The following is a 23,493-nucleotide window of genomic DNA, read 5'->3' as shown; positions in this document are numbered from 1 at the left end:
CGACAGGCGCAATCATAAGCGACGCGCACCCGCACCGGCCGCGCTCACGGCGTTTGCTCGAACTCGCGCGCGACGACTTCGATGAACGCCTGCATGCGCGCCGTCTTGTACAAGTCCGCATGCGCGACGAGCCAGACGTCGAAGCGATCGCCGCGCGCCGGCATCACGCGCACGAGCTCAGGCTCGAAGTCCGCCCTGAAGCACGGCAGTTCCGTCACGCCGAGCCCGGCGATGGCGGCTTCGAAGAGCATCATCGTCGAGGACGTCTGAAACGCTACCCGCCCCCGGTGGATCGGCTCCCCGCACAGCGCCTCCCACATGGACGGCAAAACGGGCCGCTGATACATGACGAGGTCGTGCCCCTCGAACGAGGCACCTTCGCTCGGTACGCCGCGCGCAGCGAGATAAGCGCGCGAAGCATAGATGCCCGATTCGAGCTGCGCGAGGCGGCGCACGATCAAATCGGGCGACTCGGGCCGCAACGTGCGGATGGCGACGTCGGCCTCGCGCCGCGTCAAATTGGCGATGCCGGGCGAGGTGACGCACACCACGTCGATGCCCGGATGCGCTGCCCGCAGCTTCGCGATCGCGGGCACGACGAAGCGCTTGCCGAGCGAATCCGTCGTCGCAACGCGAATCGTTCCCGAAAGTTGATCGTCCGAGCCGGCGATACGGCGCTCGATCTGATGGACGGCCTGCTCCATCGCCTCGGCCGGGGCGACGAGCGCTTCGCCGGCGCCCGTCAGCACGTACATCGTCGGCGTGCGCAGAAACAACCGCGCCGAAAGCGCCTCCTCGAGCGCGGCGATGCGCCGGCCCACCGTCGCCTGGTCGACGCACAGCCGCGCGGCGGCGCCTCGCAGCGTGCCGGTACGCGCGACCGCCAGGAAAAAGCGCGCGTTGTCCCAATTCGTCATGATGGATTACGGGAACTCGTAGGGTTTTATCATGATGCATTTTTGCATCGCTGATGCGCAGATTCTCTGCTTTATCGCAGCACCTTCAGTCTATAGACTTTCGTGATCGACGGCTCGTCATCGAGCTGGATCCCGGAGTCTTCTCATGACCGACTGCACTGTCGAACCGCTGGCCCCGAACGCCGCGCTGGAGCGCGCGCAAGCCGCCCGTCAACGCTGGACACTCGTGCTCGTCGCGAGCGGCATGTTCATGGCGGTCCTCGATACGACGATCGTCAACGTCGCGCTGCCCTCGATGCGCACGCATCTGCACGCATCCGTCGCGGGCCTCGCCTGGATCGTCGATGCCTATACGCTGAGCTTCGCCGCGCTGATTCTCGCGGGCGGCGTCGCATCGGACCGCTTCGGCGCGAAAGCCGTCTATCTGTGGGGCCTCGCGCTGTTCGTTGCCGCTTCGGGCGCATGCGGCTTGGCCCCTTCCGTCGGTACGCTCGTTGCGGCGCGGTTCGCGCAAGGGATGGGCGCCGCGCTGTTCCTGCCAGCCTCGCTCGCGATCGTGCGCGCGACGTTCCACGACAGCGCGCAGCGGGCTCGGGCTATCGCGGCGTGGGCCGGTATCGCGTCGGTCGCGGCGGCGATCGGCCCCGTGGCCGGCGGGCTGCTCGTCGACGGCTTCGGCTGGCGCAGCGCTTTCCTCGTGAACGTGCCGACCGGCATCATCGCACTGACCGGTGCCTGGGCCGTTGTGCGCGCAACGATGCCGGCCCGCTCGCGCACCTTCGATTGGGGCGGGCAGGTCGCCAGCACCACCGCGCTCGCGGCGCTGTGCTTCGCAGCCATCGAATTGCCTACGCGCGGCGTCGGCGCGGCCGAAGTGCTGGCGGCCATCGCCGTGGCTGTCGCGGCAGCGTGCGTGCTGATCGTCGTCGAGCGGCGCGCCGTCGATCCGATGGTCCCGCTCACATGGTTCGGCAACGCCAAGTTCGTCGCGATGAATGCGAGCGGTACGCTCGTCTATGTCGGCTATTTCGCCCTGCTGTTCTTGCTGAGCCTCTACCTGCACGGCGTGCGTGGGCTCGACGCACGGCATACGGGCCTCGCCATGCTGCCGATGGCGGCGAGCCTCTCGCTCGGCAACGTGCTGGCCGGCAAGCTGCATGGACGCATGAGCGCGAAGCGCATGATGGCGATCGGATTGGCGACGGCAACGATCGCCGGCCCGGCCATGACGGCGTTGCTCGAAGTGCAAGCCGCTTGGGGTTTCGTCATCGTGGCGATGGCTGCGTTCGGCGCCGGCACCGCATTGTCGGTGCCGCCGATGATCGCGACGATTCTCGAGCAAGTGCCGGCCGAATCGGCCGGTGTCGCATCGGGCTTGCTCAATGCGCTGCGGCAAGCAGGCAGCCTGCTCGGCGTCGCGTTCGCCGGCGCGGCCGCCATGCTTGCTACTCATCTTTCGACGGCCCTCACCGTCGTCGGTGTGCTCGCCGGCGTCACCTATGCCGCTGCTGCGTGCTTGGCCGCCAGGTCGGGCGACGGCGAACGCGCCCTTTCTCACGAAAAAGGCGCGGCGGGCGAGACCCGCTTATCTCGATAAGCAACCTGACGCGCTCGAAGCCGAATGAACTGGCGTGGCGCGTGCAGGTCGAACCCCAATTAGCGACGAAAAGCCCGAAGCGCAAGCAAGCAGCGCGTCGCGCCTGCGTGGCGTCGCATCGAAGCGGTCGCAGGGGATTGACGGCACGGCTGGCTCATATATGCTGAGTCTCAGGTTTGTCCATGGCACGTCGTCGTCCGCGCTCGCAGAAATCGTGCGCGGCTCCGCACAAGGCTGTTTCGCTGCCTACCGAACCTGTTCGCCCCGTTTCGTTGCATCTTCGCAGCGCGCAACGAGGCTAGGCGTTCGCTCTCCTCAACATCACCGAGTCGAGTGTCATCGTGAGAGTCCGAGGCCCTTTGGTTAGATGGAACCGCAGTCATGTCGCGAACCGCGTTCGCGCGGACTCCGCCATCGCCGACGGCTGCACCGGCCCGCTTGCGTTCCGCCGGTTTCTGTCCGTCTTTACGATCCTTTCCCGCCGCTGCGTTCGGCGCCACAACGTGACAGCCGCACGCGCCTACATCGCCGTTCACATCGACGACGCCGCTTCGCTGCTGCCGTAGCGCCTCCGTCCCGTCCCTCACCCTTTAACGCCGCTCGCTGCACCGCATACGCCGCGGCCATCGTCATCGCGCCATCGCGCCCGTCGCGAGGTGGGCGCTCGCCCCTGCGCCGCCGTTCGCGTGACCGCGGCCTCCGCGTTCGGACTCGAATGACATTCCAATGAATCGAGAACTCTCATGCATGACATCGACGAATTTCTGAAAAAGCATCACATCACCGAGATCGAGGCGATCATCCCCGACATGGCGGGCATCGCGCGCGGCAAGATCATCCCGCGCAGCAAGTTCGAGTTGGGCGAATCGATGCGCCTGCCGCAGGCCGTGATGATCCAAACCGTGACGGGCGAGTACCCCGACGACGGCAGCCTGACCGGCGTGACCGATCCCGACATGATCTGCGTGCCCGACCCTTCGACGATCCGCCTCATCCCTTGGGCCGTCGATCCCACGGCTCAAGTCATCCACGATTGCGTGCATTTCGACGGCACGCCCGTGGCGATCTCGCCGCGGCACGTGCTGCGCCGCGTGCTCGACCTTTATGCGGCCAAAGGATGGAAGCCCGTCATCGCGCCGGAGCTCGAGTTCTATCTGGTCGAGATGAACAAGGATCCTGACCTGCCGCTGCGGCCGCCCGTGGGCCGTACGGGGCGGCCCGAAACGGGGCGCCAGGCCTATTCGATCGAAGCGGTCAACGAGTTCGACCCGCTCTTCGAAGACATCTACGAGTATTGCGAGATCCAAGAGCTCGAGGTCGATACGCTGATCCACGAAGTCGGCGCCGCGCAGATGGAAATCAACTTCCTGCATGGCGATCCGCTCAATCTCGCCGATCGCGTATTCCTGTTCAAACGCACCGTGCGCGAGGCGGCGCTGCGTCACCACATGTATGCGACGTTCATGGCCAAACCGATGGAGGGCGAGCCGGGATCGGCGATGCACGTGCACCAGAGCGTCGTCGACCGCGAGACGGGGCGCAATCTGTTCACGAGCAGCGACGGCGCGCCGACGCAGTTCTTCCATCACTACATCGGCGGCCTGCAGAAATACACGCCGGCACTGATGCCGATCTTCGCGCCTTACATCAACTCCTATCGGCGCCTGTCGCGTTTCATGGCCGCGCCGATCAACGTGCAATGGGGCTACGACAATCGCACAGTAGGCTTTCGGGTGCCGCACGCCTCGCCCGAGGCACGCCGCATCGAGAACCGCATTCCGGGCGTCGATTGCAATCCGTACCTCGCGATCGCGGGCACGTTGGCCGCGGGCTACCTCGGCCTCACACAGCGAATCTCACCCACCGAGCCCGTGGCGAACGACGGCTACCGCATGCCGTACCAGCTGCCTCGCAACCTGGAGGAGGGACTGACGCTGATGAGCGCGTCCGAGCCGCTTGCGTCGATTCTCGGCGAGGCATTCGTCAAAGCGTTTCTCACGCTGAAAGAAACCGAATACGACGCGTTCTTCCGCGTCATCAGTTCGTGGGAACGCAAGCACTTATTGCTGCACGTTTGAGAGGCGAGCACCGCTCGATTTCATGGGAGAGAACATGCGTCACGATCAGGTCAATCAGGATTTAGAAGCGTCCCCATCCGTCGCCGCATCGGGCGCCGAGTCCGCATCGCGAGCCGGCGCGCGCCCGCTGAACACGGCAGACTATCGCGCGCTCGATGCCGCGCATCATCTTCATCCGTTTTCGGACATGGCCGCACTCAATCGCGTCGGCAGCCGGATCATCGTCAAGGCCGAAGGCGTCTACTTGTGGGACTCCGACGGCAACCGCATCATCGACGGCATGGCAGGGCTCTGGTGCGTCAACGCCGGCTACGGCCGTCGGGAACTGGCCGACGCCGCCTATCGGCAACTCCTCCAACTGCCCTACTACAACACGTTCTTCAAGACGACGCATCCGCCCGTCATTGCTCTGTCCGCGTTGCTCTCGGAGCTCACCCCGGCGCCATTCAACCACTTCTTCTATTGCAGCAGCGGCTCGGAAGGCAACGACACCGCGCTGCGCATCGTCTACCGGTACTGGGCAACGCAGGGCAAGCCATCGAAGAAGTACGTGATCTCGCGCAAGAACAGCTATCACGGATCGACGATTGCCGGCGCGACGCTCGGCGGCATGAGCTACATGCACGAGCAAATGCCCTCGAAGGTCGAGCATATCGTCCACATCGATCAGCCGTACTATTTCGGCGAAGCGCCCGCCAGCCTCTCGCCCGAAGCGTTCGGCCTGGAGCGGGCTCGCCAGCTCGAAGCGAAGATTCTCGAGCTCGGGCCCGAGAACGTCGCGGCGTTCATCGGCGAGCCATTTCAGGGCGCGGGCGGCGTCATCTTTCCGCCTTCGAGCTATTGGCCCGAGATCGAACGCATTTGCCGCCGGTACGACGTACTGCTCATCGCGGACGAGGTCATCGGTGGATTCGGCCGCACCGGCGAGTGGTTCGCCCATCGGCATTTCGGCTTCGAGCCCGATCTATTGACGCTCGCCAAAGGGTTGACGAGCGGCTACGTGCCGATGGGCGCCGTGGCGCTGCACGATCGCATTGCCGCCCCGATCATCGAAAACGGCGAGTTCAATCACGGCCTTACTTATTCAGGTCATCCCGTGGCCGCGGCCGTTGCCGTGGCGAACCTCGAATTGCTGCGCGACGAAGGAATCGTCGAGCGCGTCGAACATGATACGGGCCCCTACTTCCAAGCATCCCTGCGGCAGGCATTCGATCGCCACCCGATCGTCGGCGAAGTGGCCGGCGCAGGGCTCGTCGCCGCCGTGCAACTCGCGCAAGAGCCGCGCACGCGCAAACGTTTTGCCAACGGCAGCGAAGTGGCCGCGGTTTGCCGCGACTTCTGCTTCAACGGCAATTTGATCATGCGAGCGTCGGGAGACCGCATGCTGCTTTCGCCGCCGCTCGTCGTCACGCATGCTGAAATCGACGAGATCGTAGAGAAGGCCAAGCGCGCCGTCGACGCAACGGCCCAGCAGTTCGGGCTGGCGTAACGTGACATGGCGGATGAACGACGAACCCGCCGGCACGTCGCCATGTGCGTTGCCGGCAGAGCCTTCGCGCAAGGCCCGGCCACGTCGGCAAAAGTGAGGTAGTATCCGCACCGAAGCGAGCGCCCAGCGGCAGCCGCGGCGACGTGCAGCGGCGCACCTCGAGCCGTCGCCCGCGCCGCGCAACCCGCTTGGCATCGAATCGCATGCCCGACCCATTCACTGCCTCATCGTTCGTTCGCCGTGCCACAGCCCACGACTTCAGCCCCCCCTAATTTCGACGAATACTGCGCGCAAAAAGCGGCGCCCGCGGGCTCGAGCGTCTACTATGCGCTGCGCCAGGCCCCGCTCGCACGGCAGCCGTTTCTCACCGCGCTGTTCGCGCTGCGCCGGGAACTCGAGGAAACGGTCAAGGACACGAGCGATCCGACGATCGGGCGCACCAAGCTCGCGTGGTGGCAAAACGAGACGGCCGCGTTGGCCGCCGGGCAGCCGTCGCACCCGGTCTCTCGTGCGCTCGCCGCGCATTGCGGCGACATCGAAGCGCACGCGCCGACATTGCGCACGCTCGTCGCCGGCTTCGAGATGGATCTCGACCAAGCCCGCTATCTCGACTTCCCCAATCTCACGCGCTACATCGAGCGTGTGGGCGGCGCGTTTGCCGTTGCCGTCGCGCACGCGACGGCACGTGAGCCGCAGCGCGCGAACGAGTGGGCCGGTGCGCTCGGCAACGGCTTGATGCTCGCGCAATTCGTTCAGGAACTCGGCAACGATGCCCGGCATGGGCGCATTTACCTGCCGATCGACGAATTGCAGCGCTACGGCGTAACGGCGGCGGAGATCATCAACCGCAAATACAGCCCGGCTTTCTCCGAACTGATGCGCTTTCAGACGAACCGCGCGCGCGAAACGCTGCAGGCTGCGCTGGCCGGCATTCCGCCGGCCGAACGCCCGACGCAACGCACGTTGCGCGCGCAGTCGGCGATGGCGCTCGCACTACTCGACGAGATCGAGCGCGACGAATTCCAAGTGCTGCATCAACGAATCGCACTGACGCCCATTCGCAAGCTCTGGATCGCGTGGCGCGCGGCGCGCAGGCGCTGAGGCGGTCGAGGGGGGGCGCGCGAACGAAGCGATGGCACGAGCAACGTCGATCGTCGCGGCGTCGCCTTCCACCGAAGGTCAAGCGGCCTTCACCGCTTATAGAGTTCCCGTACGGCGTCTTCGATATGCTGGCGCAGCAAGCGCCGCTCTTCGGGTGTCATGTGACCGTCACGCTGGTGATCGGCGAAGTCGTCCGGCGAGGACGCCGTGCGCATGATCGGCGCGGCCGGCGGCGTGGGATGGGATGTCGGGGCAGGCTCCGGCGGCAGATAGCGGTGACCGTACGGACGGAATCGATGGGGATGCTCGACGCGACGCTCGCGTTGCGGGGCTTGAGCTCGCGCCTCGGCGGCAACGAGCAGGCTCGCGACAGCACCGGCGATGGCGACCGCGACGATCCGCGCTCGCATGCGCGGCCACGCGAGTCCCACCGTCATCTTGTTCCCTTCGTCGTGCGGCAACCGGCTACCTCGAATTACGTGTACTGATGCCCGAGCCAACCATCGGGCGCGAGAGAATCATATGAATGGGATGAAGTATCCACCGAACAGTCGCCATCAGTGAAGAAGTTTATGTGTGCACCGTTTACGCGGCGCATCAACCCGGGTAAATTTTGTAACTGTCTGTAACCCGATAATTCACCCTTTCGCGTCACGCTTTGCAATCGCGCTAAGATGCCGGCCATGGAAACGAAAAACCCTTCTAAGATCTTGGTCGTCGACGACGACCCCCGCTTGCGCGATCTGCTGCGCCGCTACCTCGGCGAGCAGGGCTTCAACGTATACGTCGCGGAGAACGCGCCCGCGATGAACAAGCTCTGGGTGCGGGAACGGTTCGATCTGCTCGTGCTCGATCTGATGCTGCCCGGCGAGGATGGGCTGTCGATCTGCCGGCGGCTGCGCGGCAGCAACGACCGCACGCCCATCATCATGCTGACGGCGAAAGGCGAAGACGTCGATCGCATCGTCGGCCTCGAAATGGGCGCCGACGACTATCTGCCCAAGCCATTCAACCCGCGCGAACTCGTGGCCCGCATCCATGCGGTGCTGCGCCGCCAATCGCCGTCGGAGCTGCCCGGCGCCCCCTCGGAAACGGCCGAGACGTTCGAGTTCGGCGATTTCGCGCTGAACCTCGCCACGCGCACGCTCACGAAGGCCGGGCAAGAGATTCCGCTGACGACGGGCGAATTCTCGGTGCTGAAAGTTTTCGCGCGCCATCCGCGCCAACCGCTCTCTCGCGAGAAGCTCATGGAGCTTGCGCGTGGCCGGGAATACGAAGTGTTCGATCGCAGTCTCGACGTGCAGATTTCGCGTCTGCGCAAATTGATCGAGGTCGATCCCAGCAGTCCCCGCTTCATCCAAACCGTCTGGGGCCTCGGCTACGTCTTCATTCCCGACGGCGCGGCGTGACGCACCTCACCCGTTCGCCCCGCGCCCTTCGCTAGGCCCCCATGCGCATCAACCGGCGGTTTCTCGCCCACGCGTTCGGGGGCCTGTTTTGGCGCACCTTTTTGCTGATTGCACTGCTGATTGCCGTCAGCTTGGCCGCGTGGTTCCAAAGCTTTCGCGTGATCGAGCGCGAGCCGCGCGCACAGCGCGTCGCGCTGCAGCTCGTCGCGATCGTCAAGCTCACGCGCACGGCCCTGCTCTACTCCGATCCTGATCTGCGCCGCGCGCTGCTGCAAGATCTCGAAAGCAACGAGGGCGTGCGCGTCTATCCGCGCGAAAGCACCGACAAATACACGCTGCAGCCCGATGAATCGCTGAACCGGCTCATCGAGCACGACATCCGCGGGCGGCTCGGCGACGACACCGTGATCGCGCAATCGGTCAACGACATACCCGGTGTCTGGATCAGCTTCAAGATCGACGACGACGATTACTGGGTCGCCCTCGACCGCGATCAGCTCGACAACGTCACCGGCCTGCAGTGGGCCGGCTGGGGCATCTTCGCACTTTGCCTATCGCTCTTCGGGGCGGCCTTCATCACGAGCCTCGTCAATCGGCCGTTCGCGCGGCTCGCGGCCGCCGCCCGCAGGGTCGGTTTGGGACAGGCGCCCGAGCCGCTGCCGGAACGCGGGCTCGGGGTCGCCGCGGAAACCAATCGCAGCTTCAACCAAATGGTGCGTGACCTCGAACAGCTCGAGGCCGATCGCGCGCTGATGCTCGCCGGCATCTCGCACGACTTGCGGACGCCGCTCGCGCGGCTGCGGCTCGAAACCGAGATGAGCCCATCCGATCAGGACACGAAGGACGCGATGATCGACGATATCGAGCAGATGGATTCCATCATCGGGCGCTTCCTCGACTATGCACGCCCGCCGCAGCACTTCTCCCGGCCGGTCGACCTTTCGGTGATCGCGGGCGATATGGCCGCGCGCCTGGCCAGCGAGGACGGCGTGAGGCTCAGTGTCGAGTTGGCCGAGTCAGCCATCATCGACGCCGACGAGACAGACGTGCGGCGTGTGGTCGGCAACTTGCTCGAGAACGCCAAGAAGTACGGTTTGAGCGAAACGGACGGCATTCCGCACATCGTGGTCGAAACGCGCGTATCCCATTCGCGTGTGGAGTTGTCCGTGCTCGACGAGGGGCCCGGTATCCCGGAGGACCAGATCGGCCTCGTCACCCGCCCGTTCTATCGCGTCGACACCGCACGCACGCAGGCGAACGGAACGGGCCTCGGCATGGCCATCGTGCAGCGCCTCGTGAGCCGCCACCGCGGCACGCTGAAACTGCGCAACCGCCTGCCCGGCCCGGGGCTCGAGGTGACGATCGAGTTTCCGCAGACGAAGAGCGCCTGAGCCGACTGGCCATGCGCCCGCGTGCGGGCGGCACCAGCGGCGGGAGGATGCCGCCATGGCCGGCCCCAAGAGGAAAGCTATCGACGCCGTTGAAATATTCTATGGGAAACGTTAGATTTTTTCTATTGAATCAACGGTCCAATAGCGTTATAGTGGCGTGTGTGTAACGCATTCGTTACAGCGAGCAGGTAGCTTTGGACAGTTTCTTTTCTCTTCTCAACCAGACATAGGAGTCACCGCATGAAAACCGTGGGCGATAAACTCGAAGCGTTCACCGTCACTGCTGCGAAGCCGGGCTTCAACAACCATGAAGAAAACGGCCAGTCGGCGTTCGAAGAGATCACCGAACAATCGTTCCCGGGCAAGTGGAAGATCATCTATTTCTACCCGAAGGACTTCACGTTCGTTTGCCCGACCGAAATCGTCGAATTCGCGAAGCTGCAAAAGGACTTCGCAGAGCGCGACGCCGTGCTGCTGGGCGGCAGCGTCGACAACGAATTCGTCAAGCTCGCATGGCGCCGTGAGCACAAGGACCTCGACAAGCTGAACCACTACGCGTTCGGCGACGTCAAGGGCGAGCTGATCGACCAGCTCGGCGTGCGCGACAAGGAAGCCGGCGTGGCCCTGCGCGCGACGTTCATCGTCGACCCGGACAACACGATCCAGCACGTTTCGGTCAACAACCTGAACGTGGGCCGCAATACGCAAGAAATCCTGCGTATCCTCGACGGCCTGCAAACGGACGAGCTGTGCCCGTGCAACCGCTCGGTCGGCGGCGCAACGCTGTAAGCGTAGCCGTAGCCCGAAGCCCGCTATGCTTCTGACGAGCCGGCGGGCTTTTTTATCCGATCAGCGATAGGAGAAAACAATGGAATTCGTGGCCGCGATTAAGGAACTCATCCCCGACTACGCGAAGGACATTCGCCTGAACCTCGACGGCACGATCGTGCGTTCGTCGCTGGAGGGCAACGATGCGGTCGGCGTCGCGCTGGCGGCTGCTTTCGCCGCACAAAGCCGCACGATCATCGAGGCGATCCGCGCGGCCGGGGTGCTGTCGCCCGAAGAGGTGAACGGCGCGCAAACGGCTGCGGCGCTGATGGGCATGAACAACGCCTGGTACCCGTTCGTCGAGATGGCCGACGACGCCGATCTGAAGACGCAGCGCGCGGAACTGCGCATGGGCGCCTACGCGTCGCACGGTGGCGTAGACAAGCGCCGCTTCGAGATGTATGCCCTGGCGGCGTCGATCGTCGGCAAGTGCCACTTCTGCGTGAAGTCGCACTTCGCGCTGCTCAAGAACGAGCAAGGCATGTCCGTGCAGCAGCTGCGTGACGTGGGCCGTATCGCTGCCGTCGTCAACGCGGCGGCGCAGGTGCTTGCCGCCGAAGGCAAGTAAGCGGCCCGAAGCGCTTCGCGCCGCGGCATTCGTGCCGCATTCGTGCCGCATTCGAATGGGCGGATCGCACCAGGTGCGATCCGCCTTTTTTACGCGCCCTCGCCCGCGACGCTGAGCAGCACGGCGGCTTGCGCCTCGATCCCCTCGCCCCGCCCCAAGTAGCCGAGCTTCTCGTTCGTCTTCGCTTTGACGTTCACGCGCGCGGGCGGCAACCCCAAATCCTCGGCGATGTTCGCGCGCATCGCCTCGATATGCGGCGCGAGCTTCGGCGCCTGCGCGATGACCGTGGTGTCGACGTTCACGATCGCAAAACCGGCTTCCTTGATCCGCGAGGCGCATTCGCGCAGCAGCACGCGGCTGTTGGCGCCCGCGAAACGTTCGTCGGTGTCGGGGAAATGGCGGCCGATGTCGCCGAGCCCCGCCGCACCGAACAGCGCGTCCGTCACGGCGTGCAGCAACACGTCCGCGTCGGAGTGGCCGAGCAGCCCACGCTCGTAGGGCACCGTCACGCCGCCGATGATGAGCGGGCGGCCCGGCACCAGTGCGTGCACGTCATAGCCTTGTCCGATTCTGAAGTTCATTTTCGAGTCTCACTGCGGTTTTGGTTTGGCAACCCGAGGTTGCGGTTCGATGATGGGGCACCCGTAGGTCGTCTCTTCGACGGCCACCGTGCGCCTATGCGAGAGGCTGCGCCGCCGGCGAGCGCGGAATGCTGCCGCCGCGCGGTTCGCCCCAAGGCCGATACTCAAGGCCGATACGCCAGGATCGCCTCGGCGAGCGCGAAGTCTTCGGGATACGTGACCTTGAAGTTGCGCAGGCTGCCTTGCACGAGGCGCGGCGCATGGCCGAGCCATTCGATCGCGCTCGCTTCGTCGGTCAGATCGTGGCCGTCTCGCTCGGCCCGTGCGATGGCCTCGCGCAACATGCCGATGCGGAACATCTGCGGCGTTTGCGCCTGCCACAGCCCGCCGCGCGGCTCCGTGCGCGCGATGCGGTCGCCGCGGACGGCGTCGACGCGCTTGAGCGTATCGGCGACGGGCAGCGCCATGATGCCGCCCACCTCGTCGTCGGCCAGCGCCGCGATCAGCGAACGGATCAACTCGGGCGTGATGCCGGGCCGGGCCGCGTCGTGCACGAGCGCCCAGTCGTCGTCGGTTGCGCCCAGCTCGATGAGCGCATCGAGGCCGTTCCTGACCGACGCCTGCCGGGACGCACCGCCGCAGCGTTGCACGGCGAAGCGCAGCGGCGCGAAGCGCTGCGCGTCGAAATGGGTGTCGTCGGGCGAGATGACGACGAGCGTTTGCGCGAGCTCTTCGCAGGCGTCGAACGCGGCCAGCGTGAAATGCAGCAGCTCGCGGCCGGCCACGGCGTGGTATTGCTTGGGCAACGGCGCGCCCGAACGGCTGCCGGTGCCCGCGCAAGGAATGAGTGCGAAAAAGCGGGAAGTCACGAAGTTGGAATCGGCCCGATGAGGCCGCCAGTCAAAAATGGACGACGGATTTTATAATAGGCGCTTTGCTCCGGGCTGCCCGTTCGCCGTTTGGCACCGCGCCCGGCGCTCGAAAGCCGTTCGCTAGGCCGCCTGAGCTTGCTGCCGCGGGGGCTTTCGCCACTTTACAGCAAGGCCGCACGCTCTTCGTCATGCCCCAATCCGCCCCCTCGTCCGCCTCGTCCGCCTCGTCCACTCTACCGCTCGCGCTCGTCAAAGCCGGTCAACGCTTCGCGTTCGACGGCACGCACGGCTCGTCCGATGCCCTGCTGATCGCGCGCTACGGCGAAGCGGCACGCACTCAGGCGGCCAAGGGGCAACAGCCGCTCACCGCCGTCATTTGCGCGAGCGCGGTCGACGCACAGCGCCTCGCTCAAGAGATTCCCTGGTTCGCGCCGAACGCGCGCGTGCGCCTGCTGCCCGACTGGGAGACGCTGCCGTACGACACGTTCTCCCCGCACCAGGACCTCGTTTCGGAGCGGCTCGCGACGCTGCACGACCTCGGCGAAGGCCGCTGCGACATCCTGCTCGTGCCGGCCACGACGGCGCTGTACCGCATGCCGCCCGCCGCCTTTCTCGCCGCTTACACGTTCTCGTTCGCCCAAGGCGAGCGGCTCGACGAAGCCAAGCTGAAAGCGCAGTTGACGCTGGCCGGCTACGAGCACGTGAGCCAAGTCGTGCGCCCCGGCGAATACTGCGTGCGCGGCTCGCTGCTCGATCTTTTCCCGATGGGCTCGCCGCTGCCGTACCGGATCGATCTGTTCGACGATCAGGTCGATTCGATTCGCGCGTTCGATCCCGATACGCAGCGCAGCCTCTACCCGGTGCGCGACGTGCGCCTGCTGCCCGGGCGCGAATTCCCGTTCGACGAGGCGGCCCGCACGGCATTTCGCAGCCGCTGGCGTGAAGTCTTCGAAGGCGATCCGAGCCGCTCCTCGATCTACAAGGACATCGGCAACGGCGTGCCGTCGGCCGGCATCGAGTATTACCTGCCGCTGTTCTTCGACGAAACGGCCACGCTCTTTCACTACTTGCCGGCCGATGCCCACCTCGCGTTCGTCGGCGATCTGGACGGCGCGATCCGCCGCTTCACGGCCGATACGAAACAGCGCTACAACTTCTTGTCGCACGACCGAGAGCGGCCGATTCTCGAGCCTGAGCGGCTCTTTCTGTCGGATGAAGATTTCTATACGCTCGCCAAGCCGTTCGCGCGCCTCGTCCTGCCGACGAACGGCGGCGGTGCATGGTCCACGGCGCTGCCGACGCTCGCGATCGATCGTCATGCCGACGATCCGGTCCTCGCCCTGCGCCGCTATGTCGACAGCGGCGAACGGCGCGTGCTCGTCGCAGCCGAATCGGCAGGCCGCCGCGAGACGATCGCGCAACTGTTCGCCGAGCATGGCTTGCGCCCCGACTCGGTCGATGGTTTCGAGGATTGGCTAACGAGCGACGCACCGTTCACACTGGGCGTCGCGCCGTTGACGAGCGGTTTCTCGCTGCCTGTCGAAGGCATCGCGATCGTCACCGAAACCGAGCTCTACGGCGCGCTCGCTCGCCGCGCCGGCCGCCGGCGCCAAGAGCAAGCGAGCAGCGTCGACTCGATGGTGCGCGACCTGTCGGAGTTGAAGATCGGCGATCCCGTCGTTCATGCGCAGCACGGCATCGGCCGCTACATGGGCCTCGTCGCGATGGATCTCGGCGAGGGCGAAACGGAGTTCTTGCATCTGGAATACGCGGGCGACAGCAAGCTCTATGTGCCCGTGGCGCAATTGCACGTCATCTCGCGCTACAGCGGCGCCGATCCCGAAAGCGCCCCGCTCCATGCGCTCGGCTCGGGCCAGTGGGAAAAAGCGAAGCGCAAGGCTGCGCAGCAAATCCGCGATACGGCAGCCGAGCTGTTGAACCTCTACGCCCGCCGCGCCGCGCGCGAGGGCCACGCGTTCAAGCTCGAGCCGCGCGATTACGCAAAATTCGCCGAAAGCTTCGGCTTCGAGGAAACGCCGGACCAGGCCGCGGCCATCGCATCCGTGATCGGCGACATGACGGCGGGTCGGCCGATGGATCGGCTCGTGTGCGGCGACGTCGGCTTCGGCAAGACCGAGGTGGCGCTGCGCGCGGCGTTCATCGCGGTCATGGCGGGCAAGCAAGTCGCGCTGCTCGCGCCGACGACGCTGCTCGCGGAGCAGCACACGCAGACTTTCACCGACCGCTTCGCCGATTGGCCCGTACGCATCGCCGAGCTTTCGCGCTTCAAATCGACCAAGGAGGTGAACGCCGCCATCGAGCAGATCAACGACGGCTCGGTCGACATCGTCATCGGCACGCACAAGCTCCTGTCGTCGGACGTGCGCTTCAAGCGGCTCGGCCTCGTCATCATCGACGAGGAGCATCGCTTCGGCGTGCGCCAGAAGGAGGCGCTGAAAGCGCTGCGCGCGGAAGTGGACGTGCTGACGCTGACGGCCACGCCGATCCCGCGCACGCTCGGCATGGCGCTCGAGGGGCTTCGCGATTTTTCCGTCATCGCGACGGCGCCGCAAAAGCGGCTCGCGATCAAGACGTTCGTGCGGCGCGAAGAAGACGGCGTCATTCGCGAGGCGATGTTGCGCGAGTTGAAGCGCGGCGGCCAGGTCTACTTCCTGCACAACGAAGTCGAAACGATCGAAAACCGCCGAGCGATGCTCGAAGCGCTCGTGCCCGAGGCACGCATCGCCGTCGCGCATGGTCAGATGCATGAGCGCGAACTCGAACGCGTCATGCGCGATTTCGTGGCGCAGCGCGCCAACGTGCTGCTGTGCACGACCATCATCGAGACCGGCATCGACGTGCCGAGCTCGAACACGATCATCATCCACCGCGCCGATAAGTTCGGCCTCGCGCAGTTGCACCAGTTGCGCGGACGCGTGGGCCGCTCGCATCACCAAGCCTATGCCTACCTGCTCGTGCACGATCCGCAGGGACTCACGAAGCAGGCTCAGCGCCGGCTCGAAGCGATTCAGCAGATGGAAGAGCTCGGCTCGGGCTTCTATCTCGCGATGCACGACCTCGAAATTCGCGGCACGGGCGAAGTGCTCGGCGACAAGCAGTCGGGCGAGATCCACGAGATCGGCTTCCAGTTGTATTCGGACATGCTGGCCGACGCGGTGAAGGCGCTCAAGAACGGACAGGAACCGGACCTCACGGCGCCGCTTGCCGCGACGACCGAAATCAATCTGCACGCGCCCGCGATTTTACCGGCCGACTACTGCGGCGACGTGCAAGAGCGCCTATCGATCTACAAGCGCCTCGCGAGCTGCGAGACGAGCGACGCCATCGACGACATCCAGGAAGAACTCATCGATCGCTTCGGCAAGCTGCCCGCGCAGGCTCACGCGCTCGTCGAAACCCATCGGCTGCGGCTCGCGGCGAAACCGCTCGGCATTTCGAAGATCGATGCCGGCGAGGCGGCGATCAGCCTGCAGTTCGTGCCGAACCCGCCGATCGACGCCATGCGCATCATCGAAATGGTGCAGAAGCACAAGCACATCAAGCTCGCCGGACAAGACAAGCTGCGCATCGAGACGCGCAGCCCGGATTTGTCGGTGCGGCTCGCGACGGTCAAGGAATCGCTGCGCGCCCTGGGCGCGCCGGCGCGGCAAAGCGCCGGCGCTGCCGCGCGCTGAACGGGAGGGGCCGCCGCCGTTCGGCGGCCCGACGGCGGCGGGCGCGGCACGCCCGTCATCGATGAATTGCCCTCGCCGCCCTGGCCGTATGGGGCGCCCGATGGCGCACTGCACAAGCGCGAATCCGCGCCATCACTTGGGGTCTACCCGAATTTTTCGGTATGATCGGAGCCACTCAAAGGCAGGAGCTTCGTCATGTCGCAGGATGTTGAAACCGCGCAGTTTTCCCCTCCTTCCTCCCAGCCTGCCTCGGCTCCCCTCGCCTCCGCTTCGCAATCGCCGCTCGGCCTGTCATGGATCGAGCGTTTGGTATCGATCGATACGACGAGTCGCGTGCCCAACCTCGGCTTGATCGAGATGGTGCGCGATGCGCTGGCGGCGCTCGGCATTGCATCGACGCTGACGCACGATCACCGCGGCCAATGGGCCAATCTGTTCGCCACGATACCGGCACACGATGGGGCGACGAACGGCGGTGTCGTGCTGTCCGGGCACACGGACGTCGTACCCGTCGATGGCCAGGCGTGGGACAGCGACCCGTTCAAGCCCGAGGTACGCGGCAGCCGGCTCTACGGGCGCGGCACCTGCGACATGAAAGGCTTCATCGGCAGCGCGCTGGCGCTCGTCCCTGAAATGCAAGCGGCCAAGCTCGCCAAGCCGATTCACCTCGCGCTTTCGTTCGATGAGGAGATCGGCTGCGCGGGGGCGCCGTACCTGATCGCCGATTTGCAGCAGCGCGGCGTGACGCCCGAAGGATGCATCGTCGGCGAGCCGACGAGCATGCGTCCGATCGTGGCGCACAAAGGCATCAATGCCTATCGCTGCTGCGTGCGCGGGCACGCGGCGCACTCCTCGCTGACGCCGAAGGGATCGAATGCGATCGAGTACGCGGCGCGGCTCATCTGCCACATCCGCGACCTGGCCGATGCCATGCGCCGCGACGGCCCGTTCGACGAGCACTACGACGTGCCGTTCACGACGGCACAAACGAGCACGATCGAAGGCGGCAACGCGATCAACACCGTGCCTGGGCAATGCCGCTTCGCGTTCGAATTCCGTAACCTGCCCACGCTCGATCCCGACGCGATTTTCGCGCGCATCGAACGCTATGCGCACGAGACGCTGTTGCCGCAAATGCGCCGCGAGCACCCGGATGCTGCCATCGAATTCACGAAGATCGCGGCCGCACCAGGCCTCGATGCGTCGGAGCAAGCGGCGATCACGGCGCTCGTGCGAACGCTGACGGCCAACCGCGAAACGCGCAAGGTCGCCTATGGCACGGAAGCCGGGCTATTCGCGCGCGCCGGCGTGCCGAGCATCGTCTGCGGCCCCGGCGATATCGAGCAGGCGCACAAGCCGAACGAATACGTCGAGCTCGCACAGCTTTGCGCATGCGAAGACTTCCTGCGCAAATTCATCCGCAGCATGTCGGTCGGCGCACAGACATAGCGCGCCGGACGGCATCTTTCACTCACGATCACGACGCGTGCCACGAGCCATGTCCACCGCCATGCCGCAGCCCACTAATCGCACGATCGACGCAGAACCGATCCCCACGCTCGATGCGATCGCCGCGCAGCATTTCGCGCTGACCCCATGGGTGCTGCGCACGCCGGTGTTCGAGCGGCACGACTTTCCGTCGCTAGAGGGCACGTCGGTCAACTTCAAGTTCGAGCTGCTGCAGGCGAGCGGCTCGTTCAAGGCGCGCGGCGCCTTCACGAACCTGCTCGCGCTCGACGCAGCCCAACGCAGCGTCGGCGTCACCTGCGTCTCGAGCGGCAATCACGCGGCTGCCGTCGCTTATGCGGCGATGCGGCTCGGCGCGAGCGCGAAAGTGGTCCTGCTGCATACGACGAGCCGTGCGCGCGTCGCGCTATGCGAGCTCTACCGTAGTGAAGTGGTCATCGCGGACTCGCCCGCTCAGGCATTCGACCTGGTACGCCGCATCGAGGCCGAGGAAGGCCGCTTTTTCGTGCACCCGTTCAACGGCTATCGAACCGTGCTCGGCACGGCCACGCTCGGTTACGAGTGGGCAACGCAGACGCCCGACCTCGATGCCGTGATCGTGCCGATCGGAGGCGGCGGCCTTGCGGCGGGGGTGTCGACCGCGCTGCGTTTGGCCAATCCGCGCGTGCACGTATTCGGCGTCGAGCCGGAAGGTGCCGACGTCATGAGCAAGAGCTTCGCGGCCAACCATACGGTCAGGCTCGCGGCGACGGATACGATCGCGGACTCGCTGGCGGCGCCGCATACGGAGCAATACAGCTACGAGCTCTGTCGCCGCCATATCGATCGCATCGTCACCGTTTCGGACGATGCGTTGCGCGCCGCGATGGTCAAACTGTTCACGCGCTTGAAGATCGCCGTCGAGCCCGCCTGCGCGGCACCGCTCGCGGCGCTGCTGGGTCCGTTGCGCGAGACGCTGCAAGGCAAGCGTGTGGGGGTGCTGCTCGGCGGCTCGAACACCGATCCCGCGACGTTCGCCGCGCAGATCGAGGGCATCAAAGGCTGAGCAGCCCGGGGCCTCGCAGGGCCTCCGAGCCAGGTTATCCCCAGATTGTGTTGACAGACCTGTTGATAAGCTTGGGGCGATCGCGCTAAGCGGTTGTACGCACAACGATTTTCTCGGCGAGCCCCATTTGCGTCAGTCGAGTGGCAGGGTCAGTGACCCTTGAAGAGATCGAGGATCTGCTTCTGCTCTTGCTGCGTCACGTCGGGCGGCGGAGCCGGCGGCGTCGCCAGGCCCGCCGGGCCGACCGATCCGACTGCGGCGCTCGCATCGCTGGCTCCGCCGGCCAGCGCCGTGCCCGATTCCATGCCGATGCTGGCGATGAAGCCGTTGCCCGGTACTTTGTCGGCCAGATAGAGCTCGCCGCCGATCGAGGCCACGTCTTCCGGCATCGGCATGGGTTGGTCGGGCACGCCGCGCAGCGCGCGGCCCATGTATTCGACCCAGATCGGCAATGCGAGCTGCGCGCCGAATTCGCGGCTACCGAGGCTCTTCGGCTGGTCATAGCCCATCCATGCCACCGCGACGAGCGTCGGCTGATAGCCGGCGAACCAGCCGTCCTTCGCGTCGTTCGTCGTGCCGGTCTTGCCCGCCAGATCGGAGCGATGCAAAACGTTCGTGCCCGCGCCCGTGCCTGCGGTCGCCACCGAGTGCAACAAGCTGTTCATGATGTACGCGTTGCCGGCGCTGATCGAGCGCGGCGCATTTTTGCCCGCGACGATCGGATCGGCCTTCGCGATCGGCTGGCCGCGCGCATCGTCGACTTCGGCGATCAGATACGGGTTGACGCGATAGCCGCCGTTGGCGAATACCGAGTAGGCCACGGCCGATTGCAGCGGCGTGACGAGCCCCGCACCGAGCGCCATCGGCAAATACGGCGGCGTTTTGTCGGCATCGAAGCCGAACCGCTGCGTCACGTAATCTTGCGCGTACTTGGTGCCGATGTACGACAAGATCCGGATCGAGACGAGGTTCTTCGATTTTTCGAGCGCAACGCGCATCGTCATCGGCCCTTCGGGATGATCGTCGTCCTTCGGCTCCCAGGGCTGCCCGCCCGGCGTGCTGGGCGGAAAATACAACGGCGCGTCGTCGATGATCGTGGCCGGCGCGAGGCCCTTGTCGACCGAGGCCGAATAGATGAACGGCTTGAAGCTCGAACCCGGCTGGCGCCATGCCTGCGTGACGTGGTTGAACTTGTTCTTGTTGAAATCGAAGCCGCCGACGAGCGCGCGCACGGCGCCGTCCTGCGGCGCGAGCGACACGAGCGCGCCCTCGACCTGCGGCAACTGCGTGATCTGCCAATTGCCCTTCGCATCGGGCATCAAGCGCACGATCGAACCGGGGCGGATGCGCTGCGTCTGCGACGCACGTGCGCTCAACGCGGACGCCGCGAAACGCAGCCCCTCGCCGGTGACCTGCGCCGTGCCGCCGTCGACGAACTGCACCGTGAGCTGCTTCGGGCTCGCCTCGGTGACGACGCCGGCGACGAGCTCACCGTCGTCGGGGTGATCGGCGAGCGCATCGTCGATCGCTTCGTCACGGTCGTCGCCGGCTGCCGGCAACTCGACGAACCCTTCCGGCCCGCGATAGCCGTGCCGGCGCTCGTAGTCCATCACGCCCTTGCGCACGGCGCGATAGGCGGCGTCCTGATCGGCCGAATCGATCGTCGTCGTGACGGTCAAGCCGCGCGTGTACGTTTCGTCCTTGTACTGTGCGTACATCATCTGCCGCACCATTTCGGCGACGTACTCGGCATGCACGCTGTACTCGGTGCCGGCAGCCTTCGTATGGATCGGCTCCTTCACGGCCTCGTCGTACTGCGGCTGCGTGATGTAGCCGAGCTCGAACATGCGCTTCAGGATGTATTCCTGGCGGATCTTCGCGCGCTTCGGATTGACGATCGGGTTGTACGCCGACGGCGCCTTGGGCAGCCCCGCCAGCATCGCCGCCTGCGCCACCGTGATGTCCTTCAGATCCTTGCCGAAATACACGCGCGCGGCGGCCGCGAAGCCGTAGGCGCGCTCGCCCAGATAGATCTGGTTCATGTAGAGCTCGAGGATCTGGTCCTTCGTGAGCGCGCGCTCGATCTTGTAGGCGAGCATCATCTCGTAGATCTTGCGCGTATAGGTCTTCTCGCTCGAGAGGAAGAAATTGCGCGCCACCTGCATCGTGATCGTGCTCGCACCCTGCGAGGCGCCGCCGTGCAGCAAATCGGTCGTGCCCGCGCGCAAGATGCCGATGAAGTCGACGCCGCCATGCTCGTAGAAGCGATAGTCCTCGATCGCGAGCACCGCCTTCTTCATGATGTCGGGGATGTCGTTGAAACGCACGAGGCTGCGCCGCTCTTCGCCGAATTCGCCGATCAGCACGTGATCGGCCGTATAGACGCGCAGCGGTACCTTCGGGCGGTAATCGGTCAGCGCGTCGAGCGAAGGCAGCTGCGGCGCCATGACGATCAGCGCGTAGCCGACGATCAACGCGCCGACGACGGCCAGCGTGGCCACGAGGCCCGCGAACGTCAGCGCGATGCGAGCGCCGAGGGAGCGGCGGCTGACGGAAGCGGTGCGGGGAGAGTCTCGGTCGTCGGAAGGACGGCTGGCGGAAGGCGGTCGTTTAATGATAGGCATGACGGCATGGATGGCGGGCTCTCGGCGCCCCGCTCGCGCGGGCGGCAACCGCCGCGCAACTCGTTTGATCGTGTGGCCGGCCGTGTTCGGCAGCGAACCGCCGAGCGGGCCAACTGCGCATTTTAATGAAATCGCTGCCGGCGCATCGGAATTTTTTTGTAAGAATTGACACGATCCGGCACATTCGCCCGATAGAGGAAGGTTATCAACAGAAAATGTTGAAAGACCTGTGGAGAAGCTGCAGAAAACGCGCGTAAGTCGTTGAGACGGCACGAATATCGCTGCTACGTTCATTTTGGTGCAGCGCGCGACCCTCTATGATGGACAATGTCGTGAAAAACGCCCCTGCTGCCAGCGAGTCGACCATGAGCCAAAACAGCGAACGCCTCGTCGTTTTCGTCACGCCCGCGCAAAAGCGCGTCCTGGCGGCGCGGGCCGCGCGCATGGGCATCAGCCTCAGCGAACTCGTGCGCCGCGCGGTGCTCGCCTTCGACGATACGGGACAGGAAGTACGCGCGGCGGGGCTCGTCGATCGCCTGGGCGCCGCCAGCGAGGCGAGCCGCAACGACACGCTGCGCCGTCTCGCTCAAGCGCAAGCGCAGACGCAGACGCAAACGCAGGCCGCGACGCACGGGCGCGGGGGCGCCGGCACTGCGCAATCCGTGGACGGATCGCTCGTGTCCGGCGGCGACTTTTCCGCGCCCGCCGCGCCGGACACCTCCGCCACCGAGGGCTCCACGGCCTTGCCCGTGGCCGCGGCCGTGGCGCGGGCACTCGTTGCGCAGGAAGCGGCCCAATCGGACGAGCCCGTGGACGCCGAAACCGAAGCGCTCGTCGCCCGAGTCATTCATCCCGCGTCGGAAGGCCCGGTTTAAGCGAGCTTTAACGATGCGCTGATGTACTATCCGCTGGCGATCAAAATTGGGACGCGATAGGTGACGCGACTCTTGCAATCGCGGTGCGTGCCCCGACATTCGGCTCGCGCACCGCGCTGCCCGATGCAACGCGGCGTAGCATAGACATCGGTATGGGATGAACCGCCACCCGCTCGCACCCGGCGCCGACTTTAAATCACGGAGGATTTCATGTCGCTATTCGACTCTATTTCGCGCACCGTCAAAGGCTTGCTCAACGATGCGGCCGAGTCCGTGCAGGACCCCTCGCGCGACGCGCGTCAAATCGTGCGCGAGCTCGACGATAGCATCGGCAAGGCCGAAAACGCGCTGATCGAGATCGAGGCACAGGTGGCCACGCAGCAAAGCAAGCGCGACGCCGCGGCCGAAAAAGCGAAGAAGTACGAAGAAGGGGCGAAGCGTGCGCTGCTCTCGGGCGACGAAGGCCTCGCGCGCGAAGCGCTATCGGCGCAGGCAAACGCCGAAGCCGAGCGCGACGCGCTGGCCAAGGAGCTCGCCACGCTGGAGCCGTCCGTCGATCAGCTCAAAAGCCAGATCGCCGACATGCGCCAGCGCCGCAACGATCTGAACGCACGCTCGAACATCCTGCAAGCGAAGCAGGAGATCGCCCAGGCCAAGGACGTGGCGGCCACGGCACTCGGCGGCATCGGCGGCAAGAATTTGTCGGAAGACTTCCGCAAGCTCGAAGACAAGGTCGCGCTGTCGAACGCGCGTTCCGACGCTCGGCTGAACTCGGCCGACACCTCGTCGGGCAAGGCGCTCGACGACAAGCTCGCCGCGCTCGATCACGGTCCGTCGGTCGAGGATCGTCTCGAGGCGCTCAAGAAGCAAATGAACGCGAATACGCCGGCGCAATGACGTCGTGCGATGCGCCGCGCCAGCCGGCGCGGCGCTCGAACAGGTCGATGGTTATGGAG

Annotated in this window: 18 protein-coding genes; 13 read left to right on the top strand and 5 right to left on the bottom strand. The window is 65.4% G+C overall.

What is annotated here, in order from left to right:
• Positions 1–44 precede the first annotated feature (44 nt).
• The gene (locus ACTHNZ_RS01755; RefSeq protein WP_440540771.1) at positions 45–917 is read right to left on the bottom strand and encodes a LysR family transcriptional regulator; all 873 of its coding nucleotides are present in this window, start codon (positions 915–917) and stop codon (positions 45–47) included.
• A 145-nt stretch (positions 918–1,062) separates the two neighbouring features.
• On the opposite strand from ACTHNZ_RS01755, the gene ACTHNZ_RS01750 reads away from it, so the two are divergent.
• From ACTHNZ_RS01750 to hpnD, 4 genes are all read left to right on the top strand, one after another.
• Positions 1,063–2,514, top strand: a complete 1,452-nt coding sequence (locus ACTHNZ_RS01750) for an MFS transporter (protein WP_440540770.1) — start codon at positions 1,063–1,065, stop codon at positions 2,512–2,514.
• Between the two features lie 743 nt (positions 2,515–3,257).
• Complete coding sequence (locus ACTHNZ_RS01745) at positions 3,258–4,592, top strand: glutamine synthetase family protein (protein ID WP_440540769.1); 1,335 nt, start codon at positions 3,258–3,260, stop codon at positions 4,590–4,592.
• A gap of 34 nt (positions 4,593–4,626) precedes the next feature.
• Entirely contained in the window at positions 4,627–6,081 is a 1,455-nt protein-coding gene (locus tag ACTHNZ_RS01740) for an aspartate aminotransferase family protein (protein ID WP_440540768.1), read from the top strand.
• Between the two features lie 240 nt (positions 6,082–6,321).
• A complete protein-coding gene (hpnD, locus tag ACTHNZ_RS01735) occupies positions 6,322–7,182 on the top strand; it encodes a presqualene diphosphate synthase HpnD (RefSeq protein ID WP_440540767.1) in 861 nt (286 codons plus the stop codon).
• A gap of 89 nt (positions 7,183–7,271) precedes the next feature.
• On the opposite strand, the gene ACTHNZ_RS01730 is transcribed toward hpnD, so the two are convergent.
• A complete protein-coding gene (locus tag ACTHNZ_RS01730; protein WP_440540766.1) occupies positions 7,272–7,619 on the bottom strand; it encodes a hypothetical protein in 348 nt (115 codons plus the stop codon).
• Between the two features lie 237 nt (positions 7,620–7,856).
• On the opposite strand from ACTHNZ_RS01730, the gene ompR reads away from it, so the two are divergent.
• The 4 genes from ompR (at position 7,857) to ACTHNZ_RS01710 (ending at position 11,378) form a co-directional block, all read left to right on the top strand.
• Positions 7,857–8,591 carry an osmolarity response regulator transcription factor OmpR gene (ompR, locus tag ACTHNZ_RS01725; protein ID WP_440540765.1) on the top strand — a complete coding sequence of 245 codons (735 nt, stop codon included), beginning with the start codon at positions 7,857–7,859 and terminating at the stop codon, positions 8,589–8,591.
• Between the two features lie 41 nt (positions 8,592–8,632).
• A complete protein-coding gene (locus tag ACTHNZ_RS01720; RefSeq protein WP_440540764.1) occupies positions 8,633–9,982 on the top strand; it encodes an ATP-binding protein in 1,350 nt (449 codons plus the stop codon).
• A gap of 240 nt (positions 9,983–10,222) precedes the next feature.
• The gene (locus tag ACTHNZ_RS01715; protein ID WP_440540763.1) at positions 10,223–10,771 is read left to right on the top strand and encodes a peroxiredoxin; all 549 of its coding nucleotides are present in this window, start codon (positions 10,223–10,225) and stop codon (positions 10,769–10,771) included.
• 79 nt (positions 10,772–10,850) lie between these two features.
• Positions 10,851–11,378, top strand: coding sequence for a carboxymuconolactone decarboxylase family protein (locus tag ACTHNZ_RS01710; RefSeq protein ID WP_440540762.1), 528 nt, complete (start codon positions 10,851–10,853; stop codon positions 11,376–11,378).
• Between the two features lie 89 nt (positions 11,379–11,467).
• Here ACTHNZ_RS01710 and ispF read toward each other — a convergent pair whose 3' ends face one another.
• Positions 11,468–11,959: a 2-C-methyl-D-erythritol 2,4-cyclodiphosphate synthase gene (gene ispF / locus ACTHNZ_RS01705; protein ID WP_440540761.1), complete on the bottom strand. Its 492-nt coding sequence runs from the start codon at positions 11,957–11,959 to the stop codon at positions 11,468–11,470.
• A 164-nt stretch (positions 11,960–12,123) separates the two neighbouring features.
• Positions 12,124–12,828, bottom strand: a complete 705-nt coding sequence (gene ispD, locus ACTHNZ_RS01700) for a 2-C-methyl-D-erythritol 4-phosphate cytidylyltransferase (RefSeq protein WP_440540760.1) — start codon at positions 12,826–12,828, stop codon at positions 12,124–12,126.
• 191 nt (positions 12,829–13,019) lie between these two features.
• On the opposite strand from ispD, the gene mfd reads away from it, so the two are divergent.
• From mfd to ACTHNZ_RS01685, 3 genes are all read left to right on the top strand, one after another.
• Positions 13,020–16,526 (top strand): transcription-repair coupling factor, encoded by a 3,507-nt coding sequence (mfd, locus tag ACTHNZ_RS01695; protein ID WP_440540759.1) that lies wholly within the window; start codon positions 13,020–13,022, stop codon positions 16,524–16,526.
• Between the two features lie 195 nt (positions 16,527–16,721).
• The gene (argE, locus tag ACTHNZ_RS01690) at positions 16,722–17,975 is read left to right on the top strand and encodes an acetylornithine deacetylase (protein ID WP_440540758.1); all 1,254 of its coding nucleotides are present in this window, start codon (positions 16,722–16,724) and stop codon (positions 17,973–17,975) included.
• Positions 17,976–18,024: 49 nt separating this feature from the next.
• Complete coding sequence (locus tag ACTHNZ_RS01685; RefSeq protein WP_440540757.1) at positions 18,025–19,038, top strand: threonine/serine dehydratase; 1,014 nt, start codon at positions 18,025–18,027, stop codon at positions 19,036–19,038.
• 149 nt (positions 19,039–19,187) lie between these two features.
• Here the strand turns inward: ACTHNZ_RS01685 and ACTHNZ_RS01680 are convergent, their stop codons facing one another.
• Complete coding sequence (locus ACTHNZ_RS01680; protein ID WP_440540756.1) at positions 19,188–21,662, bottom strand: penicillin-binding protein 1A; 2,475 nt, start codon at positions 21,660–21,662, stop codon at positions 19,188–19,190.
• A 365-nt stretch (positions 21,663–22,027) separates the two neighbouring features.
• On the opposite strand from ACTHNZ_RS01680, the gene ACTHNZ_RS01675 reads away from it, so the two are divergent.
• On the top strand, positions 22,028–22,537 hold the full coding sequence (locus tag ACTHNZ_RS01675; RefSeq protein WP_440540755.1) for a hypothetical protein: 510 nt from the start codon (positions 22,028–22,030) through the stop codon (positions 22,535–22,537).
• Between the two features lie 210 nt (positions 22,538–22,747).
• Positions 22,748–23,434: a PspA/IM30 family protein gene (locus ACTHNZ_RS01670; protein WP_440540754.1), complete on the top strand. Its 687-nt coding sequence runs from the start codon at positions 22,748–22,750 to the stop codon at positions 23,432–23,434.
• Positions 23,435–23,493 lie beyond the last annotated feature (59 nt).

This window comes from Trinickia sp., from assembly GCF_051953955.1.
Taxonomy (GTDB): domain Bacteria; phylum Pseudomonadota; class Gammaproteobacteria; order Burkholderiales; family Burkholderiaceae; genus Trinickia.
Note: the sequence above shows the minus strand (reverse complement) of the source record. Positions and strands in the feature narration are given on the sequence as shown.